This is a genomic window from Heliomarina sp. (assembly GCF_052826185.1).
The window spans coordinates 66080-86235 of record NZ_JBRBUI010000019.1 but is presented as its reverse complement, the minus strand read 5'-3'; the positions used below and the strand labels follow the sequence as shown (position 1 = coordinate 86235).

General features: G+C 61.2%; 19 protein-coding genes. 6 read left to right on the top strand and 13 right to left on the bottom strand.

Annotated features, from left to right (window positions below):
• Positions 1–6: 6 nt before the first annotated feature.
• On the top strand, positions 7–741 hold the full coding sequence (locus tag ACU0FH_RS08400; RefSeq protein WP_446194215.1) for an ABC transporter ATP-binding protein: 735 nt from the start codon (positions 7–9) through the stop codon (positions 739–741).
• On the top strand, positions 738–1535 hold the full coding sequence (locus tag ACU0FH_RS08395; RefSeq protein WP_446194214.1) for an ABC transporter permease: 798 nt from the start codon (positions 738–740) through the stop codon (positions 1533–1535). Before ACU0FH_RS08400 ends, ACU0FH_RS08395 begins: the two co-directional genes overlap by 4 nt.
• An 89-nt stretch (positions 1536–1624) precedes the next feature.
• Here the strand turns inward: ACU0FH_RS08395 and ACU0FH_RS08390 are convergent, their stop codons facing one another.
• The 9 genes from ACU0FH_RS08390 to ACU0FH_RS08350 all read right to left on the bottom strand — a co-directional run bounded on the left by ACU0FH_RS08390 (position 1625) and on the right by ACU0FH_RS08350 (position 12048).
• Positions 1625–2551, bottom strand: a complete 927-nt coding sequence (locus tag ACU0FH_RS08390) for an AEC family transporter (RefSeq protein ID WP_446194213.1) — start codon at positions 2549–2551, stop codon at positions 1625–1627.
• Between the two features lie 7 nt (positions 2552–2558).
• Positions 2559–3533: an acrylyl-CoA reductase family protein gene (locus tag ACU0FH_RS08385; RefSeq protein ID WP_446194212.1), complete on the bottom strand. Its 975-nt coding sequence runs from the start codon at positions 3531–3533 to the stop codon at positions 2559–2561.
• Positions 3530–4705 (bottom strand): acyl-CoA dehydrogenase family protein, encoded by a 1176-nt coding sequence (locus tag ACU0FH_RS08380; protein ID WP_446194211.1) that lies wholly within the window; start codon positions 4703–4705, stop codon positions 3530–3532. The genes ACU0FH_RS08385 and ACU0FH_RS08380 overlap by 4 nt, the downstream gene beginning before the upstream one ends.
• 6 nt (positions 4706–4711) lie before the next feature.
• Entirely contained in the window at positions 4712–5518 is an 807-nt protein-coding gene (locus ACU0FH_RS08375) for an oxepin-CoA hydrolase, alternative type (protein WP_446194210.1), read from the bottom strand.
• Positions 5515–6558, bottom strand: coding sequence for an acyl-CoA dehydrogenase family protein (locus tag ACU0FH_RS08370; protein WP_446194209.1), 1044 nt, complete (start codon positions 6556–6558; stop codon positions 5515–5517). Before ACU0FH_RS08370 ends, ACU0FH_RS08375 begins: the two co-directional genes overlap by 4 nt.
• 10 nt (positions 6559–6568) lie before the next feature.
• Positions 6569–7741 carry an acyl-CoA dehydrogenase family protein gene (locus ACU0FH_RS08365; RefSeq protein WP_446194208.1) on the bottom strand — a complete coding sequence of 391 codons (1173 nt, stop codon included), beginning with the start codon at positions 7739–7741 and terminating at the stop codon, positions 6569–6571.
• 73 nt (positions 7742–7814) lie between these two features.
• The gene (locus ACU0FH_RS08360; protein WP_446194207.1) at positions 7815–8846 is read right to left on the bottom strand and encodes a TAXI family TRAP transporter solute-binding subunit; all 1032 of its coding nucleotides are present in this window, start codon (positions 8844–8846) and stop codon (positions 7815–7817) included.
• Entirely contained in the window at positions 8846–10780 is a 1935-nt protein-coding gene (locus ACU0FH_RS08355; protein WP_446194206.1) for a TRAP transporter permease, read from the bottom strand. The genes ACU0FH_RS08360 and ACU0FH_RS08355 overlap by 1 nt, the downstream gene beginning before the upstream one ends.
• Complete coding sequence (locus ACU0FH_RS08350; RefSeq protein ID WP_446194205.1) at positions 10777–12048, bottom strand: acyl-CoA dehydrogenase family protein; 1272 nt, start codon at positions 12046–12048, stop codon at positions 10777–10779. The genes ACU0FH_RS08355 and ACU0FH_RS08350 overlap by 4 nt, the downstream gene beginning before the upstream one ends.
• A gap of 97 nt (positions 12049–12145) precedes the next feature.
• Between ACU0FH_RS08350 and ACU0FH_RS08345 the strand changes: the two genes are divergently transcribed.
• Together ACU0FH_RS08345 and ACU0FH_RS08340 are read left to right on the top strand one after the other, a co-directional pair.
• On the top strand, positions 12146–13372 hold the full coding sequence (locus ACU0FH_RS08345; protein ID WP_238372638.1) for a CaiB/BaiF CoA transferase family protein: 1227 nt from the start codon (positions 12146–12148) through the stop codon (positions 13370–13372).
• Entirely contained in the window at positions 13369–14217 is an 849-nt protein-coding gene (locus tag ACU0FH_RS08340; RefSeq protein WP_446194204.1) for an IclR family transcriptional regulator, read from the top strand. Before ACU0FH_RS08345 ends, ACU0FH_RS08340 begins: the two co-directional genes overlap by 4 nt.
• A gap of 60 nt (positions 14218–14277) precedes the next feature.
• Here ACU0FH_RS08340 and ACU0FH_RS08335 read toward each other — a convergent pair whose 3' ends face one another.
• On the bottom strand, positions 14278–14892 hold the full coding sequence (locus ACU0FH_RS08335; protein ID WP_446194203.1) for a pyridoxamine 5'-phosphate oxidase family protein: 615 nt from the start codon (positions 14890–14892) through the stop codon (positions 14278–14280).
• Between the two features lie 327 nt (positions 14893–15219).
• Here ACU0FH_RS08335 and ACU0FH_RS08330 point away from each other — a divergent pair, with 327 nt between their 5' ends.
• Positions 15220–15402, top strand: a complete 183-nt coding sequence (locus tag ACU0FH_RS08330; protein WP_238372635.1) for a hypothetical protein — start codon at positions 15220–15222, stop codon at positions 15400–15402.
• Positions 15403–15977: 575 nt separating this feature from the next.
• Here the strand turns inward: ACU0FH_RS08330 and ACU0FH_RS08325 are convergent.
• Both ACU0FH_RS08325 and ACU0FH_RS08320 read right to left on the bottom strand, forming a co-directional pair.
• A complete protein-coding gene (locus ACU0FH_RS08325; RefSeq protein WP_446194202.1) occupies positions 15978–16652 on the bottom strand; it encodes a glutathione S-transferase family protein in 675 nt (224 codons plus the stop codon).
• Positions 16649–17374, bottom strand: a complete 726-nt coding sequence (locus ACU0FH_RS08320; protein WP_446194201.1) for a DUF1428 domain-containing protein — start codon at positions 17372–17374, stop codon at positions 16649–16651. Before ACU0FH_RS08320 ends, ACU0FH_RS08325 begins: the two co-directional genes overlap by 4 nt.
• A 122-nt stretch (positions 17375–17496) precedes the next feature.
• Between ACU0FH_RS08320 and ACU0FH_RS08315 the strand changes: the two genes are divergently transcribed.
• On the top strand, positions 17497–18141 hold the full coding sequence (locus ACU0FH_RS08315; protein WP_446194200.1) for a winged helix-turn-helix transcriptional regulator: 645 nt from the start codon (positions 17497–17499) through the stop codon (positions 18139–18141).
• 117 nt (positions 18142–18258) lie between these two features.
• Here ACU0FH_RS08315 and ilvD read toward each other — a convergent pair whose 3' ends face one another.
• Positions 18259–20106 carry a dihydroxy-acid dehydratase gene (ilvD, locus tag ACU0FH_RS08310; protein ID WP_446194199.1) on the bottom strand — a complete coding sequence of 616 codons (1848 nt, stop codon included), beginning with the start codon at positions 20104–20106 and terminating at the stop codon, positions 18259–18261.
• Positions 20107–20156 lie beyond the last annotated feature (50 nt).

The window sequence follows — 20156 nt, the reverse complement described above, 5'->3', positions numbered from 1 at the left end:
CCCGACATGAGCGCGCTCGACATTGCCCAAGTCAGCTATAGCTATGGCGAGCGCCGCGCGCTTGACGATGTAAGCTTTGCGTTGGCGCCGGGCCGGTTCTCGGCGCTGCTGGGACCGAACGGCGCCGGGAAATCGACGCTGTTTTCCCTGCTCACCCGGCTGACCGTAACGGGGCAGGGGCGCATCAATATCGCCGGGCATGATATCGCCACCACCCCCCGCGCCGCGCTGTCCAAGATCGGAGTCGTATTCCAGCAGCCGACCCTCGATCTCGATATGACAGTGTCGCGCAACATGACCTATTTCGCCGCGCTGCACGGGCTTTCCGGGCGGCAGGCGCAGGCGCGGATCGATGCGGCGCTCGACCGGCTCGATATGCGCGAACGGGCCCGTGAAAAGGTGCGCGCGCTGAACGGCGGCCATCGGCGCCGGATGGAGATCGCCCGCGCCCTTGTCCATAACCCAGAGGTGCTGTTGCTCGATGAACCCACTGTCGGGCTGGATACCGCCAGCCGCCGCGCGATCACCGATCACGTTCACGAACTGGCGGGCGGCGGGCTTACCGTGTTCTGGGCGACGCATCTGGTGGATGAAATCGCGCCGCAGGATGACGTGGTGATCCTGCACCGGGGCCGCGTGCTCGCCCATGACCGCGCCGAAACCATCGCCGCCGGAAAGCCGCTTACGGATGTCTTCATGGCGATGACCGGCGCGGAGGCGGAGGAAAAGACCCCGGTATGAACCCCTATCTCACGTCGCTGACCGCCATCGTTACGCGGGAATCCCTGCGCTTCATCAACCAGCGCAGCCGGTTCCTGTCGGCGCTGGTGCGACCGCTGGTCTGGCTGGTAGTCTTTGCTGCCGGGTTCCGCGCCGCGCTTGGCCTGTCGATCATCCCTCCTTACGAAACCTACATCACCTACGAGGTCTATATCGTGCCTGGGCTCTGCGGCATGATTCAGCTTTTCAACGGGATGCAGTCCTCGCTCTCGCTGGTCTACGATCAGGAGATGGGGTCGATGCGGCTCTTGCTGACCTCGCCGCTGCCGCGCTGGTGGCTGCTCTTCTGCAAGCTTGTCGCCGGGGTCGCGGTCTCGATCCTCCAAGTCTATGTCTTTCTCGCCATCGCCGCCGCGATGGGGATCACCATGCCGACCGCCGGATATCTTCTGGCGCTGCCCGCGCTGGTGCTCAGCGGGCTGATGCTCGGCGCACTCGGGTTGCTTTTGTCCTCGACCATCAAGCAGCTCGAAAACTTTGCCGGGGTGATGAATTTCGTCATCTTCCCGATGTTCTTCCTGTCGACAGCGCTCTATCCGCTGTGGAAAATGGCCGAAAGCTCTCAGCTGCTGCGCGACATCTGCGCCTTCAACCCGTTTACCCATGCGGTCGAACTGATCCGTTTCGCGCTTTACCAGAGCTTTAACGGCTGGGCGCTGTTATGGGTGTTGCTGTGCCTTGTCCTGTTCTTTGGCCTGTCTTTGGTGGGGTACACGCCCACGCCGGGCACCGGCAGAGGCAAAGGGCGTAGCTGAGAAAACAGCCTTAGAGGCATAATGAAGATTATGTTAATCGAATGCCGCGTAGCAAGAGTTTCACAATTGAACCGCGTCAAACCGCAAACTCAGCCCAGCCACAATGCCGCCAGTGCGAGAGTCAGTGGCAAGGTCACAAAGGCAAGGCCGGTCTGAAAGGTGACGATTGCGTTCATCAACTCTGTGTTGCCCCCTGTTTCTCCGGCCAGCGCGGTCGAGGAAGGGGCCGTCGGCACCGCCGCGAAGATCAGCAGGATCAGAAGTGTCGACGTATCCAGCCCCGTCGGGATCAGCAGGACGAAAGCCGGAAACAGCACGAACCGGCCTGCCGTCGACAGGGCCAGCGGCGCCAGTTGTGCCCGCAGGCCCTTTAGTCGCAAACCGGCCCCAACGCAGAGCAGCATCAGCGGCAAGGCCACCGCGCCCAGCATCGCGGTGCCGTCATGCAGCACGGGAATCCGTTCGGCGACCAAGGCGTTCACTGCCAGCCCGGCGCAGATCGAGAGAATCAGCGGATTACAGACGATATCTCTCAGGACCTGGCGCCCCGCCAGCCCGCCGTTGGCGCCTGTACCCAGCAGTTTCAGCACCGGCACGATGACAAGGTTCGTCACCAGCGCAAGCACGGCGGCCGCCAGCGCGCCCAGCGACAGCCCTTCGGACCCGTAAAGCGTCTCGGCCACGGCCAGTGCCATGAAGGAATTATGCCGGACCGCGCCCTGCAGCACGGAACCCCGCTGTGCACCGCTCATGCCCGCGAGCCCGCTCACCAGCAGGATCACGAAACCCACGAGGAAGAACGCGCCGCCCAGCCCCAGTGTGAACGGCGCCATCAGATCGATATCCACCTCGGCGGTCGAAAGCTTGTAAAACAGCAGCGACGGGATCAGCACCCAATAACCCAGCCGCGACGCCTGCGGCCAGAACGCATCTCCCGGCAGCCCAAGCCGACGCAGGACATTGCCCAGCACGACGATCACGAAAATCGGCGCAATTGTCAGGGCCAGGTTCTGCATGGAGTATTTAACCGCCGCAGAATGCGACGACGGCGCGCCCGCGTGTGCGCCCCGCAATCATCTCTGCCATCGTCTCGTCGATGTCTTCCGGTTCGATGACCCGTGCAATCGCCGATATCCGGGGCGGGCGCAGATCCGATCCCAACCGCTCCCATATACGCCGACGCAGCGCGGGCGGCGAATTGCCATTGATCCCGGTCAGGGTGATGCCGCGCAGAATGAATGGAATGACAGAGGTCGGCAGGTGATTTCCCCCGGCGTTTCCGATCGCAGCAATCGCCGCTTCGGCTTTGGCGCTGCGCAGCAACCAGGCGAGCACATCGCCGCCAACCGTATCGACGGCCCCGGCCCAGATCGCTTTGTCCAGCATTCGGTCGCTTGCTTCCGGCGGCGCAATGACTTCCTTGGCCCCCAGCGTGTTCAACAGCTCTCCAGCATCGGTTTTGGAGGTGACGGCAACAACCTCGTAGCCCAGCCGCGCCAGCATCGCGACCGCCTGACTGCCCACGCCGCCGGTGGCGCCGGTTACGGCAACCGGGCCATTGTCAGGCTCTACACCAAGGCTTTCCAGCCGATCCACTGCCAGCGCTGCGGAATAGCCCGCAACGCCAATCGTCGCGGCCTCCAGCAGGCTCAGACCTTTCGGCAAGGGCACCAGCCATTCGGCATCTGCGCGCAGGTAATCGGCCAACCCGCCATCACGCGCCACGCCCATCCCCATGCCATGCGCAATCACCGCCTGACCGGGTTCAAGTGCCGGGTCAGTGCTTTCGACTACATGCCCGACCGCTTCGATACCGCAATTCAGTGGCAGGGTCTTGGCAATTGGGGCCTTACCCTGCCCTGCCAGAGCGTCCTTGTAGTTGATGCCGGAATAAAGCACGCGCACCATTGTATCGCCCTCGCTCAGAGCGCCACGCTCCATGCGCACAAGGCTGCCCCGGCTCATCTTACCCTCGGCCTCAAGCCGGTAGGAAATCATGCCCCGGCCCCCGCCGCGTCGCGCCGCCGCTGCATCTGCTTCACGATGTTCAGCTGGTGAATCTGGCTCGTTCCCTCGTAAAGCCGGAACAGGCGCACGTCGCGATAGTACCGCTCGATAGAGCTGTGATCTGCGACAAAACCCGCGCCACCAAAGACCTGAACGCAGCGATCCGCCACCCGGCCACACATCTCGGATGCAAAGTATTTGCAGATCGACGCCTCAAGCGCGATGTCGCCGCCGTCGTCCCGGTTGCGGGCGGTGGCGAGGATAAGCTGTTTTGCCGCTTCGATCTCGGTCCGGCAGTCGGCCAGAAGCGCCGAGACAAGCTGGAAATCGACGACCTTCTTGCCGAACTGTTCGCGCGTTGTCGCGTGGTCCATTGCCATGTCCAGCATCCGGATCGCAGGGCCGGTGCAGAGCGCGGCCAGATGGATGCGCTGCTTGTTCAGCACCTTCATCGCGGTCTTGAACCCGACGCCTTCGACACCGCCGATCAGGTTTGCGACCGGCACCACGCAATCGTTGAAATGAACCTCGCCCACGGGTGAACCCGCCTGCCCCATCATCTTGTAAGGTGCCGAGGTCGACAAACCCGGCATCCCGCGTTCGACGATAAAGGCCGAAATGCCCCGCGCGCCCGTGCTGTCCGGGTCGGTTCGCGCAAAGACGGTGAACAGGTCCGCAATCGGTGCATTCGTGATGTACCGCTTCATCCCGTTCAGCACATAGGTATCGCCCTCTCGCCGCGCCGTGGTTTCGATGTTGCTCGCCTCGGATCCCGCATTCGGTTCGGTCAGTGCAAGACAGCCGGTCGCCTCACCCCGTGCCATCAGGGGCAGGTACTTGCTCTTTTGTTCCTCGGTGCCATCCGCGACCAAAGCTTCCGAGCCGATGCCGGTATTGGTCCCGACCCTTGCCCGATAGGCCACCGCGCATTGCGACAGCTCCATCGCGCCCATCACAAGTTCTTCGGTGGTCAGGCCAAGCCCGCCGTATTGCTCGGGGATGGACCAGCCAAAGAACCCGCGCGCCGCCATATCGGCGACGACATCCTCGGGCACCTCGTCAAGTTCGGCCACGCGGTTTTCGTTCGGATGCGCCACCTCGCGCACCCATGAATGCACCTCGGACAGCAGGCTTTCCAGCTTCTCGGGATTTCTGATCACCATGTCCGATCACCCCTTCCCGACGAAATCGGGTTTGCGCTTTTCAAGGAAGGCGGCCAGCCCCTCGGCGGCCTCTGCGCCGAACCGCGCCGTATTGATACCCTGCGCTTCGAGCACAAGCTGCGTCGCAAGGTCGTTATGCGGGGCCGCAGCGATCTCTGATTTGATCACACCCATCGCGCCAACCGCCCCGGCGGCAAGTTTCGACGCCATCTTCTTGGCTGACTCGAGCGCCTCGCCCGCAGGAACCACGGCATTCACCAGTCCCAGCGCATAAAGCCGGTCGGATTCCACCGGGTTGCCGGTCAGGCACATCTCGCTCACGATCTGGCGCGGCAGGCCCTCGCTCAGGAAATGCGTGACGCCCCCATCCGGGGCAAGCCCGACCTTCACATAGGCCACGACGAACTTTGCCCCTTCGGCTGCCACGATCATGTCGCAGGCCAGCGCAAGCGACAGCCCTGCCCCCGCCGCCCCGCCCTCGATCGCGGCAATAACCGGCGTCGGGCAATTACGAATGGCTAGGATCATCGAATTCAGACCGTCGGTATTGCCGCTGACCTGCGCCATGGTGCTCTTGGCGCTTTCCTTGAGGTTGTTGATATTGCCGCCCGAGCTGAAGAACCCGTGCAATCCCGTCAGCACGATGGCCCGCACCGCACTGTCGTGACCCGCTGTAATAATCTCGTTCTGGATCGCCTTGTAGACCGGCGGGCTGATCGAATTGCGGCTGTTCGGCCCGTCGAGCGACAGGACCAGTACGGGCCCGTCTCGCTCTATGCGCAGTTCCGTGGCCGGGGCGGTTTGGGTATTCATGCGACTTTCTCCTGTTCCGGGGCCTCTTGCAGGCCCGCGCGTGTTTCTTCCGCGATCAGTTTTGCGAGGCGCGCGCCATGTGCATCGGCGCTGCCGTTCAGCATGTCGGCCACCAGCACCCGTTTGACGAAACGCCCCAGCGCGTATTCCTCGGTCATTCCGATCCCGCCGTGCAGCTGGATCGCCGAAGCGGCGGCACGACGTATCCGCCCGCCAAGAAAGCGCTTGAGCGATGACACCGCCCGCATCCGCAGGGCAATATCCGTGCCTTCACAGGTCTGCGCCGCGAAATGCGTGAGCGAGAGAAAATGCTCGGTGTCGTGATAGATATCCGCCATCGCGTGTTGCAGTGCCTGAAAGCTGCTGATCGGCCGACCGAACTGCTTACGCTGCTTCAGGTAATCCTGCGTCATTTCGCGCAGGGCCAGCAGCGCGCCAAGCGCGTCTGCGGCAAAAGTAACGGCAGCCACATCGCGCAGCCATTCGGCCATGCCCGGGACGACCCCGCCTATTGCGCCATCGGCAAGCTTGACCGAGGCCAGCTCAAGGTCCGCCGCGCCGCGCCCGTCGACCAGACGGTATGTATCGCGTTTGACTTCTGCCATCGGCACAACGGCCAGACGATCATCGGCCAGACAGAGGAGCAGAACATCCGCCTCGTCCGCACAGGGAACCACCCGAAGCGTGCCGCTTAGCACGTCGTCTTTCAACGCAAGGTTTTTACCATCGGCAAGGCACACTGTTCCTTCCGGCATCTCTGGCGCTGCGGACCCGGCCCGTGTCAGGGCGATTCCGGGCAGCACCGCTGCCCCGATCACTGGCTCGGGCGCTGCTGCCCTGCCGCATTCGATCAAGGCATGAACCATGTCGGAAACACCTGCCCCGAACCCGCGCGGCTCGGGAAACGTGGCCTCGGTCAGGCCTAGCTCTGTCAGCGCGCACCAGTTATTCCCCGAAGTCGACGGATAGCCCGCATCCGCAAAGACGCGGGCAAAACTGTCCGCGATCATGCGCTGTTCGTCATTCGCCGTGAAATTCATGACCGCCCCCTCAGAACCCAAGAACCTGCTTGGCGACGATGTTCTTCATCACCTCGCTCGATCCGCCGAAAATCGTGAAGGCCCGCGAAAACAGCCAGCCATGGGTGCCATAGCCATCCTTGGCGCCACCCTCGCGCAGCACCTGCCACGGCGCGGCCTCTGTCCCTGCCGCTTCCATCGCAAGCTCCTGTATCCGCTGTTGAATCTCGGACCCGCGCAGCTTGAGAAAGGACGACAGCGCGCCCACGTCACCGCCCGGCGCGACGCTTGACAGCATCCGTAGGTTGGTCACCTCCTGCGCAAGGAAATCCGCCTCAAGATCGGCCAGCTTGGCCCCGAAAACCGGATCGTCGATCAGGGCAATCCCATCGCGAGACCGTTCCGCTGCCAGCCGTTTCAGCAAGGCAAGCTCCGCCTTGCTCTGCCCGACATTGGCGATGCTGACCCGTTCATTTCCAAGCAGGTACTTGGCATAGGTCCAGCCCTTGTTTTCCTCGCCCACCAGCAGGTCGGCAGGGACGCGCACATCCTCAAGGAACACTTCATTCACGTGGTGATCGCCGTCGATGGTCCGGATCGGACGTACCGTGACGCCCGGACTGTCCAACGGGATCAACAGCATCGAAATGCCGGACTGGGGCCGGTCTGCGGCGGGGTCCGTCCGCACCAGCGTGAACATCCAGTTCGCGTGCTGCGCCGTGGTGGTCCAGGTCTTCTGGCCATTCACCACATAGGTATCGCCCTCCCGCACCGCGCGGGTTTTGAGCGAGGCCAGGTCCGATCCGGCGCCCGGCTCGGAAAAGCCCTGACACCAGTAATCCTCACCGCTCAGGATGCGCGGCAGGAAACGGGCCTTCTGCTCCTCTGACCCGAACCGGATCAGCACCGGCCCGATCATCTTGAGCCCGAAGGGCCGGAGGCGCGGCGCACCCGCCTGCATCGCCTCGCTGTCGAAAATATACTGCTGCATCGGGGTCCAGCCGGTGCCGCCATGCTCGACCGGCCAGTTCGGCGCGACCCAGCCCTTGCGCCCCAGTATCCGGTGCCATTCGATCATCTGTTCCCAGCTGTGGCGCCGGTACTCAAAGAACGTGGCCGAGATGTCCTTGGGCAGGTCCGAGTTAAGAAAACGGCGAACCTCGTCGCGAAACGAAAGGTCCGCGTCGGTGTAGAAAAGCTCCATATCCTGTCTTTCGGCTGCGGGGACTTTGATATGGCCCGCGGCAGGAAACCCGCCGCAGACCCGTTCCGTCTGATCAGTCTGCGGCTTCCGGCGGGATCAGCGCCTCGGGAACCTCGACGCCGATTTCTTTGTAGTACTTGTAAGCCCCGATATGCAGCGGCGCGTTCATCTGGTTCAGCGCGTTTTCCGGGGTGATCGCTTCCATCCACTTGGCGGCCGCGACCAGATCGTCGTGATGGTCGAAAATCGCCTTGGTGATGTTATAGATCTGCTCTTCATCGGCCCATTTGTTGGTGCCGAGCCCGACGATGGAACTGACCATGCGCACCGGCTCTTCGTTGACCTGACCGCCGTAGGTACCCGGTTGCAGCTTATCAAAGGTCCGACCGGGCACGGCGCCCGCGGCCTGAATGCTCGGCTCGTCGACCTTGTCGTCCGGAATGCCCAGCACGCGGAACTCGCCAAGGGCCGACAGCTGTTGCAGTTCAGAACTCGGGATCGGGGTGGGAACGAAATAGGCGTCAAGCTGGCGATCCTGGAACGCCTGCTCGGCCGAAGCCCAGTCAAGGTTGACCGGCTCGAAATCCGTGTTGGCCTCGTAGCCCGTTACACCCTTGATCACCTGTTCGATCACGGTGCGACCGGCGCTTGACGGCGGCCCGATATAGACCTTCTTGCCCTTCAGGTCTTCCATGGTCTCAATGCCGGAGTCAGCCCAGGTGATGCCGTGATAGGCTCCCAGCGGATAATTCACGATGCTGCGGATATTGCCGAACAATTCTTTCGAATTGGGCAGTTGTTCGTACATCCGAGTGCCATCGCGCAGGTAGCCGTTGATCGACACGGCGGTCATGAACAGGTCAAGCTGCTGGTTTGCCGCGTCAACGATCATCCGGGTGCCGACAGCGCCGGTGGTCAGCTGGGTGCTGTAGCCATAGTCCTTCTTGATGATCTGCGAGACCGCGATCGAGAACACGGTCGTCGGCGACGCCTGCCCCAGTGAAGCCATCCGGAAATTCTGGGCGCTGGCGGTAACGGTGCCCGCGATCAACGCGGTCCCGGTGGCCAGCACCAGCGCGCCGGTCTTGAGTTTGTTGAAAATCATCATAGTCCTCCCTTGGTTTCTGAAACTTGTTTCCCCATTGCCTGATCCGTCTGGCCGCCCCCGAACCTCCCGGGCAGGACAAGCAGGCCAATGCTGGCAACGATCAAGACGTATTGCAGTGCCGGTTCCTGAATGATCAGGCCGATGGCCATCAGGATGCGCACGACGCGCATGGCCGGTCCGATCCTTTCTCCGGCGTAGCCGACGATGCCGGTGTTCAGCATCCATATCGCCAGACCCAGTGCCACGCAGACCCGCGCGAAATTCACCGGGTCGAAATCGACGACCAGCAGCAGTGATGGCTCGTAGACAAAGATGAACGGGATGATGAAACCGGTAACCGCAAGCCGCAGCGCGACAAAGGCCGTCACCATCGGGCTGGCCTGAGCGATGGGCGCGGCGGCAAAGGCGCCGATGGCCACCGGCGGCGTAATCGCGGAGAGCACGCCAAAGTAGAAGACGAACATGTGGACCGCGATCATATCGGCACCCAGCTTGGTCATCACCGGACCCAGCACGAGAACGATGATCAGGTAGGCAGGCAGCGTCGGCATTCCCATGCCGAGCACAAGGCAGGCAAAAGCCGTGACCAGCAGCGAACCGAACAGCCATGTGTCACTGATCGACGAGATCAGCGAGGCGAATGTCAGCCCCAGACCTGTCAGGTTCAGCACGCCAAGGATCACGCCGATGCAGCCGACAGCCACAAGGATCGAGGCGCAGGCCTTGCCCCCCTGCACCAGCGCAGCAAGGAAAATTTTTGGATTCTCCCGGTTCTGCTTACGGAAGAGGCCCAGCACGACGGTCGAAACGACGGCGGCAAAGCCCGCCAGCGCCGGTGACCGTCCCGCGACCAGCACCACCACGATGGCGAGGATCGGAAGAACGAACTGCAACGACAGGACGTAATCCCGCCGGGTCAGCCTCACCCGCTCGGCCTCGGGGATCGGCTCGATCCCAAGCGCCCGCGCCTGCACCGAAATCGCGGCAAAAAGCGACCCGTAATAGAATATCGCGGGCACCAGCGCGGCCAGCGCGATGGTGGTGTAAAGCTCGCCGGTCAGATCCGCCATAAGAAAGGCCGCGGCCCCCATCACCGGCGGCACGATCTGCCCGCCGGTCGATGCCGCCGCTTCGATGCCGCCCGCCATCGCGGGCGAAAAACCGCGGCGCTTGATCATCGGAATGGTAAAGGTGCCCGAGCCGACGACATTGGCCGTCACACTGCCCGACATCGACCCGAAGAGCGCGCTTGCCACAACTGCGGCATGGGCCGGTCCGCCGCGCGATTTGCCGGTCAGAGCGACCGAACAGCGGATCAGCGCATCCGACGCCCCGGTGCCTTCAAGCAGCAAGCCGAATACGACAAAAACCATGACGACGCGGATCACCACGCCGGTCGGCATGCCGAACACGCCCTGGAAACCGTACCAGACATTCTGCATTGTCCGGTTCAGATCTACCCCCGCATGGTTGAAAATGCCGGGGAGGTAGCCGCCGAAAAGACAGTAAAGGATCATCAGCGTCGCGATGATTACGATGGGCAGGCCGAACAAACGCCGCGTCGCTTCCAGCAGGGCAACGCATCCCGCCAGCGCCAGCCAGGTGTCATAGGTGGAAAAGATGTAAAAGGTCGCTTCCTGCAGGTGTTCGACCTGCGTAAAGCGCCAGCATGCCATGACCACGACGGCAACGAGCACGGTATCAAGGATCGTGCCGGCGATCCTGACCGCGCGCGAAGGTTCAGCGTCAAGCCTGTAAACGGGCCAGCTGATCAGCACGATTACCAGCGCCGCCCCCATCAGCATGTTGCGGCCAAAGGCCATGCTCCACGGCCCGGACCACGCCACCCAGATCGACTGCAGCGCCATAGCGGCGGCCAGTACGGCCACGATGGAAAGCCCGATGGTGCGAAGCGACATCTTTTCGATCATTCCGCTGCCCTCCGGACCGGCCGGGCCTGTTCAGGCACGGCCAGATAAGGGCTGTCCTCCAGCGACCATTCCGGTTGCGGCTCACTGCGGAAAATCTGGCGCAGATGCACCTCGTCCGGTCCGTCGCCGATGCGGAACCAGCGCGCATAGGCAAAGGCGTGGTGGATCGGGAGATCGTCCAGCCCGCCCATCGCGCCAAAGATCTGCAGCGCGCGGTCCGCGACTTTCTGCAACATGTTCGGGACCGAGACCTTGATCATCGAAACCGGCCGCCAGCTCGCGCTGTTCCCGCCCTGATCGAGCAGCCATGCGCAGCGCTGCACCGCCAGCCGGTTCATGTCGATTTCAACCCGTGCCTCGCCGATCCAGCGCTGGATCGTGTCGTAGTCGATCACGCTGCGGCCAAAGGCGGTCCGTTCGCGGGCCCGCACAATCATCAGTTCCACCAGCATCTCGGCCAGCCCGATGCAGCGCATCGCGTGGTGAATCCTTGCCGGTCCAAGCCGCACCTGCGCGCCCTTGAACCCCCTGCCTCGTTCTCCCAGCAGATTGCTGGCAGGCACGACCACGTCCTCCAGTTCGATCTGCGCAATCGGCGCAACATGGTCGGCCCAGCCCAGATAAGTCAGGTCGCGTGTGATGGTGACGCCCGGTGCGTCGGTCGGCACGATCACCATACTCTGGCGTTCGGTGCGCCCAGCCTCAGGGTCGCTCACGCCCATGACGATCAGAAAGGAACAATCTGGATGCGCGCCGCCCGTGGCAAACCACTTGCGCCCGTTGATCCGGATCTGGTTGCCCTCGAAACTGATCCGTGTCGCGATGTTCGAGGCGTCGGACGACGCCACATCCGGCTCGGTCATCGCAAAGGCCGACCGTGTATCGCCTTCGAGAAGCGGGTTGAGCCAGCGCTGTTTCTGTTCCTGATCCGCCAGTGCCTGAAGCATCGCCATGTTCGGCACATCCGGCGCCTGGCAGTTGAACACCTGAGAGCCCCAGGGCAGTTTGCCCATGATCTCTGCCAATGGTGCGAATTCCAGATTGCTCAGGCGGGTCCCCGGCTCGCTCTCGGCCAGTTCGGGCAGTGCAAGGTTCCAAAGCCCCTGCTCGCGTGCCTTGCCGCGCAGCGCGGGCAGAAAGTCAGCTTCTCGGCCTTCCCGCATGACCTGCTGAACCCAGTCGCGATGACGCGGAAGGACATCGCTCGCAAAAAATCCCGCAACCGCATCGCGGAATTCCTCTGCCCTGCCAGTCGGCTCGAAATGCATGATACCCCTCCCCAAGGATCATTAATCGCACGTATTGACCATGTTGTTTCAAATATCGTAACACTTGTCAAACACGTTTCACATAGGAGGAGTGTGAATGACCACCCCCAATACCGGCTCCGATACCGGCGCGGGCCCCCTTTCCGGGCTCAAAATCCTTGATATCGCAACGATCATTGCCGGCCCGATGGCAGGTTCCCTGCTCGCGGATTTCGGTGCCGAAGTCGTCAAACTCGAGCTTCCGGGCGTTGGCGACGGGCTGCGAGGGTTCCCGCCGCTCAAGGACGGAAAGCCGCTGTGGTGGAAGGTCACGAATCGCGGCAAATACCACGGCACGCTGGATCTGCGTAAAGACGATGGCGCGAAACTCTTCCTTGATCTGGTTTCGCAGATGGATGTTCTGATCGAGAATTTCCGACCCGGCACGCTCGACCGCTGGGGGCTTGATATCGAAACCCTGTGGAAAGCCAATCCCCGTCTCGTCGTTCTGCGGGTCAGCGGTTTCGGACAGGACGGCCCGATGGCGAACCAGCCCGGTTTCGCCCGTATCTTCGAGGCCATGGGCGGGCTGACCCATATCACCGGCGACCCGGATCGCCCGCCGGTCCACACCGGCTATCCTCTGGCCGATTCCATCGGTGGTCTGTTCGGCGCCTTTTCGATCTGCGCCGCCCTGCTCAAGGTCGTGCGTTCCGACCGGCAAGAGGGCGAAGAGATCGACCTTGCCATGACCGAGGCCGTTCTGCGCCTGCTGGAATCTCTGCCCATCGAATACGACCAGCTTGGCGATGTGCGTGAACGGGTGGGCAACAAGAACACCTATTCCGCCCCTTCCGATGTCTACATGACCTCGGACAAACGCTATGTCAGCCTTGCGGGTTCGACCAACCGCACCTTCCGCTATAACGCGGCCGCCATCGGCAAACCGGAATTGGTGGACGATCCGCGTTTTGCGTCGAACGTGGCGCGCGTGAAACACGTCGAAGAGCTCGACAAGATCTTTGGCGCATGGATCGCGGCGCATACGCTGGACGAGGTCATCGCCTCGTTTCGGGAACACAATGGCACCATCGCGCCGATCTACGGAATGGACCAGGTTTTCGACGATGCGCAGTACAAGGCACGCAATGCGATCGTCTCGGTCAGCGACGAAGATTTCGGGTCGGTTCGTATGCAGGGGCTGGTGCCCCGTTTCCGCAAGGCACCCGGCAGGATACGCTGGGCCGCAAAGGGTCTGGGAGCGGATAACGATTACATATACAAGACACTTCTGAACCTGGACGACCAGGAGATCGAGACTTATCGGGAGCAGGGAATCCTTTGAGCGACGGCAAGACGATCCTGAATGAATGGGCCGATGCGGGCGAGTGCGAACTGCCGGGTGAAAACGCGACGGATCAGGCGCTTTCATCGACCCTGATGAAGGGGCTCGAGATCCTCGCACTCTTCAATGATCAGGAAGATCGTTTTGCCAATTCCGAGATCGCGCGGCGTCTGGGCCTGAACCGGGCGACTGTGTCCCGTCTTTGCAAGACGTTGATGCACATGGGTTATCTGCGGCGCGATACGAAGGGCAACTTTCGCCTCGCGCCGCGTATCCTTGGTCTGTCCTACCCTGTTCTCGCGGCAACGCGCTGGCGTCACCAGCTGGTGGGTCCGATGCGCGAGATTGCCGAGATGAGCACGGGCAATGTCACGCTTGCGGTGATGTCGGGCGATCAATTCGTTCAGGTGCAGACCATCGGCGACCCGATCAGCTTTCCTCACATCCCCGAACCCGGGATCACCGGGCCGCTGCACCGCTCGGCAAGCGGTCGGGCGCTGCTGTCACTGCTCGATGGACAGGAACTATACGACAAGCTGGCCGAGTTACGGCTGCGTTTCCCCGAGGAATTCGCAACCCATGCCGAGGATACTGCCGCCAGCATTGCGCGTTGCCGTGATGCCGGGTTCTGTTCGTCCTACGGCGATTGGCGTCCGAACATCGTCGCTCTCTCTACGCCGCTTGGCGAAACCGAGGACGGCCTGCGCGTAGCGCTATCCTGCGGTCTGCCGCGTTTCCGGGCCCGCGAGGACGTGGTCGAAAACGACCTTGGCCCAAGATTGGCCGAAGCAGCCAAGTCCATCCGCATGATGGGCATCTTCAAACCGCCCTATTTCCTGGGCTGACGCCCGGCATTGGCTGGTTGACAGGTTATCCCAAGCGATCTGCCGCCCCGACGGTGCCGACTACCACAATTCCTTCCGATAGTTTTCTGCAAGGCTTTCGTCGATCTGCTCGGCCGCAACCGCGTGCGCGATCTGGTCCCGCAATATTTCGCCAAGCGATGGCATGCTGCTGCGCTCGGGCCAGGTTTCGGGCTTCCAGAGTTTTGAGCGGATATAGGCCTTGGCGCAGTGCATGTAGACTTCGTGAACAGTGATTACGATAACGCTCTTGGCCGGTTTGCCGTTCACCGCCAGCCGTTCGCAAAGGTCCGGATCGGCTGTGATTTTCGCCCTTCCGTTGATGCGCAGGGTTTCGTTCATGCCGGGGATCATGAAGATCAGGCCGACCGCCGGGTTGCGCAGGATGTTGTCCAGCGTATCAAGCCGCGCATTGCCCGGCCGGTCGGGCATGGCGATGGTGTGATCGTCAAGCGCGACCGTAAAGCCCGGCTGGTCGCCTCTTGGCGTCACATCGCCCATGCCATCCGGTGCCTGCGAGCCGATTGCCGCGAAAGGTGACAGGGACAGGAACTTGCGCGCGTGTTCATCCAGCGAGGCCAATTGTTTGCGCAACGCCCCCTGCGACGCCTCGCCATAAATGGCGCGAAGTTCTTCGGCGGTTTCAATGAATTGCATGTCAGTCCCCTTTGGCGATTTGCCGCAAACCTGCGGATGGTTCGCCCCGGACGCAAGAGCAAAGACGCCGGTTGGCCATCTGCTGCTGGCATGGAGGTGTGGCGAAATGAGGCGCCGTCCGGTTACGGGTTTTCGCATTCCGCCCTAGCAGTCAGGGTGGGTCAAAAACGCTATCTGTCTGAGCTCTCTGAATTCTCCCGCCGAAAGCGCCGGTTGTCGCCTAGGCCAGTACGCGATGCATGACTCGTACCCTTCGCTTCTGTATGATCGATCCACCCCAACTGGGGGAATCGTGGCCATTCACTTGTCCGACGATAGGAGGAAACCATGAATACAATGCAGATTAGCCAGCACGCAAACGCCCTTTACCGCGTCCACGGAGACCGGGCCGAAGCCGAAGCCGCGCAAATGGTGCGCCAGTGTCAGACCGAAGGTAAACAGGAACAGGCCGAGAACTGGCAGGCAATCCGGCAGGCCGTCCGCGCCAAACGCGGTCCGAATGTAAGCTGACCGTTCCGACAATAGTAAATATGTATCCATGTTGAGGCGCGAAGTCGAGGGCCGAGCGGCCTTCGTTGCTGTCAGCATCTCGGCTTCGCGCGCAATACATTTTTGCGTTCGGCGGTCGGCCCCGACCGTCATACGGCTGATGTACAGATGTCATACGGTTTGTGTACGGATATCACCCCCGGTTTTTGGACACCTGCCGAAAGTGCTGGCGATTCCCGAAATATTGTGAGCTAGCTTGCTGTCGTTTGCTGGAAATTAACCATCATGGTGTCCCGGTTGCCGATCCGTTTTAGCTTATCCCAGAGTGGTGATTTGGAAGTAAATTGACTGGCTATGCTTTGAGACCGGGCTGTCTTTCAGACCGATGCTCCGGCTTTCCCAAACCGAGAAATGCACTCGCAGGACGTCTCCTGCCTGACCCCATGGAAAGTCTGGCGGCGCGTGATGCACCGCCAAGAATTTGTTTCCGGCGAATACGCTCGCGCACGAGCGTGCTTCGGTTTCGTATCAGAGGAATACGGTGATTCTGGCGATGGCCGGCGTCGATTTTTCCACGTTGTTGGCTTGCATCGTTGTCATGAAGCCTTCTCCACCTCACGACGAGCATCCGCAGCTTTCCAATGTGCCATGTGATCTTTCATGGCTTTTCGAAATGCGGTTCGATCAGTACCTCGTTGAACATAACCGGTAAGGTTGCTGTGCGAGACCAGACCGTCTTCGGCATGAATGACCCTGAGGACGTCGATCATGGCAATGTCCGCCACGCTGAAATCTTCGGTCAGCCAGTCATGGTTTGCCATGATGCGATCGAGCGCCGAAAGTCGCGTCTCGAGCAGCGCTCGCGCGTGATCGACCACGTCTGCCGCAGGCGCGGGCCCGAAAAACTGCGGTATCTTCAGAGCCAGCTTCATGTTCAGCCAAGGAGCGCTTGCGACTTCGACCGTGTTCAGCGCGGCAAACAGCCACTGCGTGATTTCGGCCTCCCTCCCATTTGGCATCAGGTCGGTTCCCGCACCCAGGTGCAACAATATGGCGCCGCTTTCGAACAGGGTGAGGTCCTGATCCTTTATGATCGGAACCTGCCCAAAGGGTTGCATCCGGAGATGCCCGTCGCTTTTGGGACTGGCCGGAAGGGGCTTTACGACATAGGAGCGGCCGAGCTCCTCGATAACCCATCTCACCCGCATGTCCCGCACGAAACCGCGCGGGAATTCTGGTAGCCAGTCGTAAGTATAAAGTGTCAATGTCATGCCACTTTACCCGAGTCGAAGAGCGGATCGAACCCGGCCCAGATCATGCGTTTTCCGTCGAAAGGCATCGTTGACATGTCCATGTCGCTCATCTCAGCCTGCATCTCTTGGGCGGCCTTCTCGCAGGTGGCGCGGTCCGGCCAGACCGTCCAGCTGAAGACGGGAACCTCGTCTTCTTCGGCTTTCGTTGCGATGTAGAAATCGGTGGTCTTGCCGTGAGGAACATCCTCACCCCAGCCTTCGATCATGCCGAGCGCGCCCTTTTTCTTGAACATGTCCCAGCCCTCGTCGGCCATTTTCGCGTAAGGCTCTTTGTTGCCCTTGGGGACGGCCAGCAGAAAACCCTGATAATATCCGGCATCGGCGCCATTGCCGCCTTCGTAGATCGGCGCGAAGCCGCCGTAGATCATGCGGCTGCCGTCAAATGGCATATCAGCCAGCGTGGCCATCTGGGGATCGGACGGCATTTTCTCCCAGGCTGCGTCTGCCGTCACCTTGTCGGGCCACTGGATCCAGGAAAACACGATTGCTTCTTCGGGTTTTGCCTGCACGGCCCCAAAGAAATCTGTGACTTTGCCTTTGGGAACATCCGCGCCCCACGTCTCGACCATCCGGGTTGCGCCATAGCCTTTGAAAATGGGCCAGGATGCAGCGGCGTGCTTGATGTAGGCGTCTTTGTTCCCGGTGGGTACTGCGGCCACCATACCAGTAAAGTAAGTCATTTTCGAAACTCCCGTCGAAAGACAGCAGAGCGAATCTCGCTTGCACATATAGCGTGCCAAGGTTAGTATTAAAAAGCAACCATTGGTATTTTTTAATGACTGAACCGGCAAAAAACCGGAATATGCGATATGATGAGGGCTGTCTCGCCGCGCATGCGCTGAACCTGATCGGGGATCGCTGGGCGCTGCTTGTGGTACGCGAGCTGATGTTTGCTCCAAAGCGGTTTCGGATGATCCGGGCCGGGATGCCCGGCATTACGGCAAGCGTTCTTACCGGGCGACTGGCGCAGCTGGCCGAGGTTGGGGTCATCAACCACGACGAACGGCTTGGCATCTATAGTCTGACCGATCAGGGGCGCGGGTTATTGCCCGTGCTCGAAGCGCTTTGCCGTTGGGCGTTGATCGTCCCCGGGCATGATCCAAAGCGTTTCATCAGCCCCTCTGCGCTGGTGATTTCAATGGGTGTCAATCTGGTCGCTGATCTTGCGAGCGGCGATGAAAAAACCGCAGGGCTGGATTTTGGCAGCGAAGCCTTTGAATTGCACTTGGCCAACGGCAGCATGCATAGCAGATCGGTCAGCGCCCCTGATGCCAGCTTTATTCTGCGCGGTAGTGGCAACCAGCTTGCCGCTGCCGTCTATGGTAAGCTGCCGCTGGACGAGTTGATCGCGAACGGGACGGTCAGCGCAGATGGCGATCTGGACGCGGCCCGCGAATTTCTGGCTTTGTTTTGCCTGGAGCCGCAAAATCAGCCCGCGATGGCATAGAAGGATCCGCCCGCTGCCGTGTTTCTTACACGCGGTTGGTCATAATCTTGCAAGAACAGCCGGTCACCTTTTCGGATGTCCGGCTGCATGATCGGTTTCGACAAGGTCGAGTCGCTCTTATTTCCGCGACAGCTGCTCAACATCACGCACGGCGCCACGCGCCGCCGATGTCGTCAGCGCGGCATAGGCCTTGAGGGCAGAGGAAACCTTGCGGGTCCGTTTTTCCTCGGGCTGCCAGCCCTTGGTAGCGCGATCTTCGCGGCGCTTGGCCAATATCGCGTCATCTACAGAAAGCTGGATCTTGCGAGCGGGGATGTCGATTTCGATCAGGTCGCCTTCTTCGACCAGACCGATGGTGCCGCCTTCGGCAGCTTCCGGTGAGACGTGGCCGATGGAAAGGCCGGAGGAACCGCCGGAGAAACGTCCGTCGGTCACCAGTGCGCAGGCTTTGCCCAGACCTTTGGATTTGAGGTACGAGGTCGGGTAGAGCATTTCCTGCATGCCCGGACCACCGCGCGGTCCTTCATAGCGGATCAGCACCACATCGCCTTCATGCACCTTGTTGGTCAGAATGGCGTTTACCGCGCTGTCTTGAGATTCGAAGATACGTGCCGGGCCTGAAAAGACCAGGATCGACTCATCGACACCGGCCGTTTTGACGATGCAACCATCTTCGGCGAGGTTGCCGTAGAGCACTGCAAGACCACCATCTTTTGAAAACGCATGTTCGGCATCCCGGATGACACCGTTCTCGCGGTCGACGTCCAGCGTGTCATACCGGCGCGACTGGGAGAATGCGGTTTGCGTCGGCACCCCGCCGGGCGCCGCGCGATAGAAATCGTGCACGGTCTGGGAGTCCGTCCGGGTCACATCCCAGCGTTCCAGTGCCTCGGCCATGCTGCCCGCATGAACCATGCCGACAGAAGTATCGAGCAGGCCGATCCGATCAAGCTGACCGAGGATCGACATGATGCCCCCTGCCCGGTGTACGTCTTCCATATGCACGTCGTTCTTGGCGGGCGCGACCTTGCACAGTACCGGCACGTTGCGCGAAAGCCTGTCGATATCCGCCATGTCGAAATCGACCTCGCCTTCGTTTGCCGCCGCAAGAAGGTGGAGCACGGTATTGGTCGACCCGCCCATCGCGATGTCTAGCGTCATCGCATTTTCAAATGCTTTCACCGTTGCGATGGACCTTGGCAGAACCGAATAGTCATCCTGTTCGTAATGCCGCCGGGCCAGATCGACGATCAGATGCCCCGCCTCGACAAAGAGCCGTTCGCGATCCGCATGGGTGGCAAGGGTCGAGCCATTGCCCGGCAGGGACAGCCCGAGCGCCTCGGTCAGGCAGTTCATCGAGTTCGCGGTGAACATGCCCGAGCAGGAACCGCAGGTCGGACAGGCCGCTTGTTCGATGGTTTTGACCTGTTCATCGGAATAGCTGTCATCCGCAGCGGCTACCATCGCGTCGACCAGATCCAGCGCGGTTTCTTTACCATCCCAGACGACCTTGCCGGCCTCCATCGGACCACCGGAAACAAATACCACCGGGATATTGAGCCGCATGGCCGCCATCAGCATACCGGGCGTGATCTTGTCACAGTTCGAGATGCAGACCATCGCGTCGGCACAGTGCGCGTTGACCATGTATTCAACGCTGTCGGCAATGATCTCACGCGATGGCAGCGAATAGAGCATGCCATCATGGCCCATTGCGATCCCGTCATCCACCGCGATGGTGTTGAATTCCTTGGCCACGCCCCCTGCCTTTTCGACCTCGCGCGCGACCATCTGGCCAAGATCCTTGAGATGCACATGCCCGGGCACGAACTGCGTGAAAGAGTTCACGATGGCGATGATCGGTTTACCGAAATCGCCTTCTTTCATGCCGGTCGCCCGCCAGAGACCACGGGCCCCTGCCATATTACGTCCATGCGTTGTTGTTCTTGAGCGATAGCGGGGCATCTGGCTTTCCCTTGGCTGGATTGGTGAGGCCTGACTAAGCCAGTCGCCTA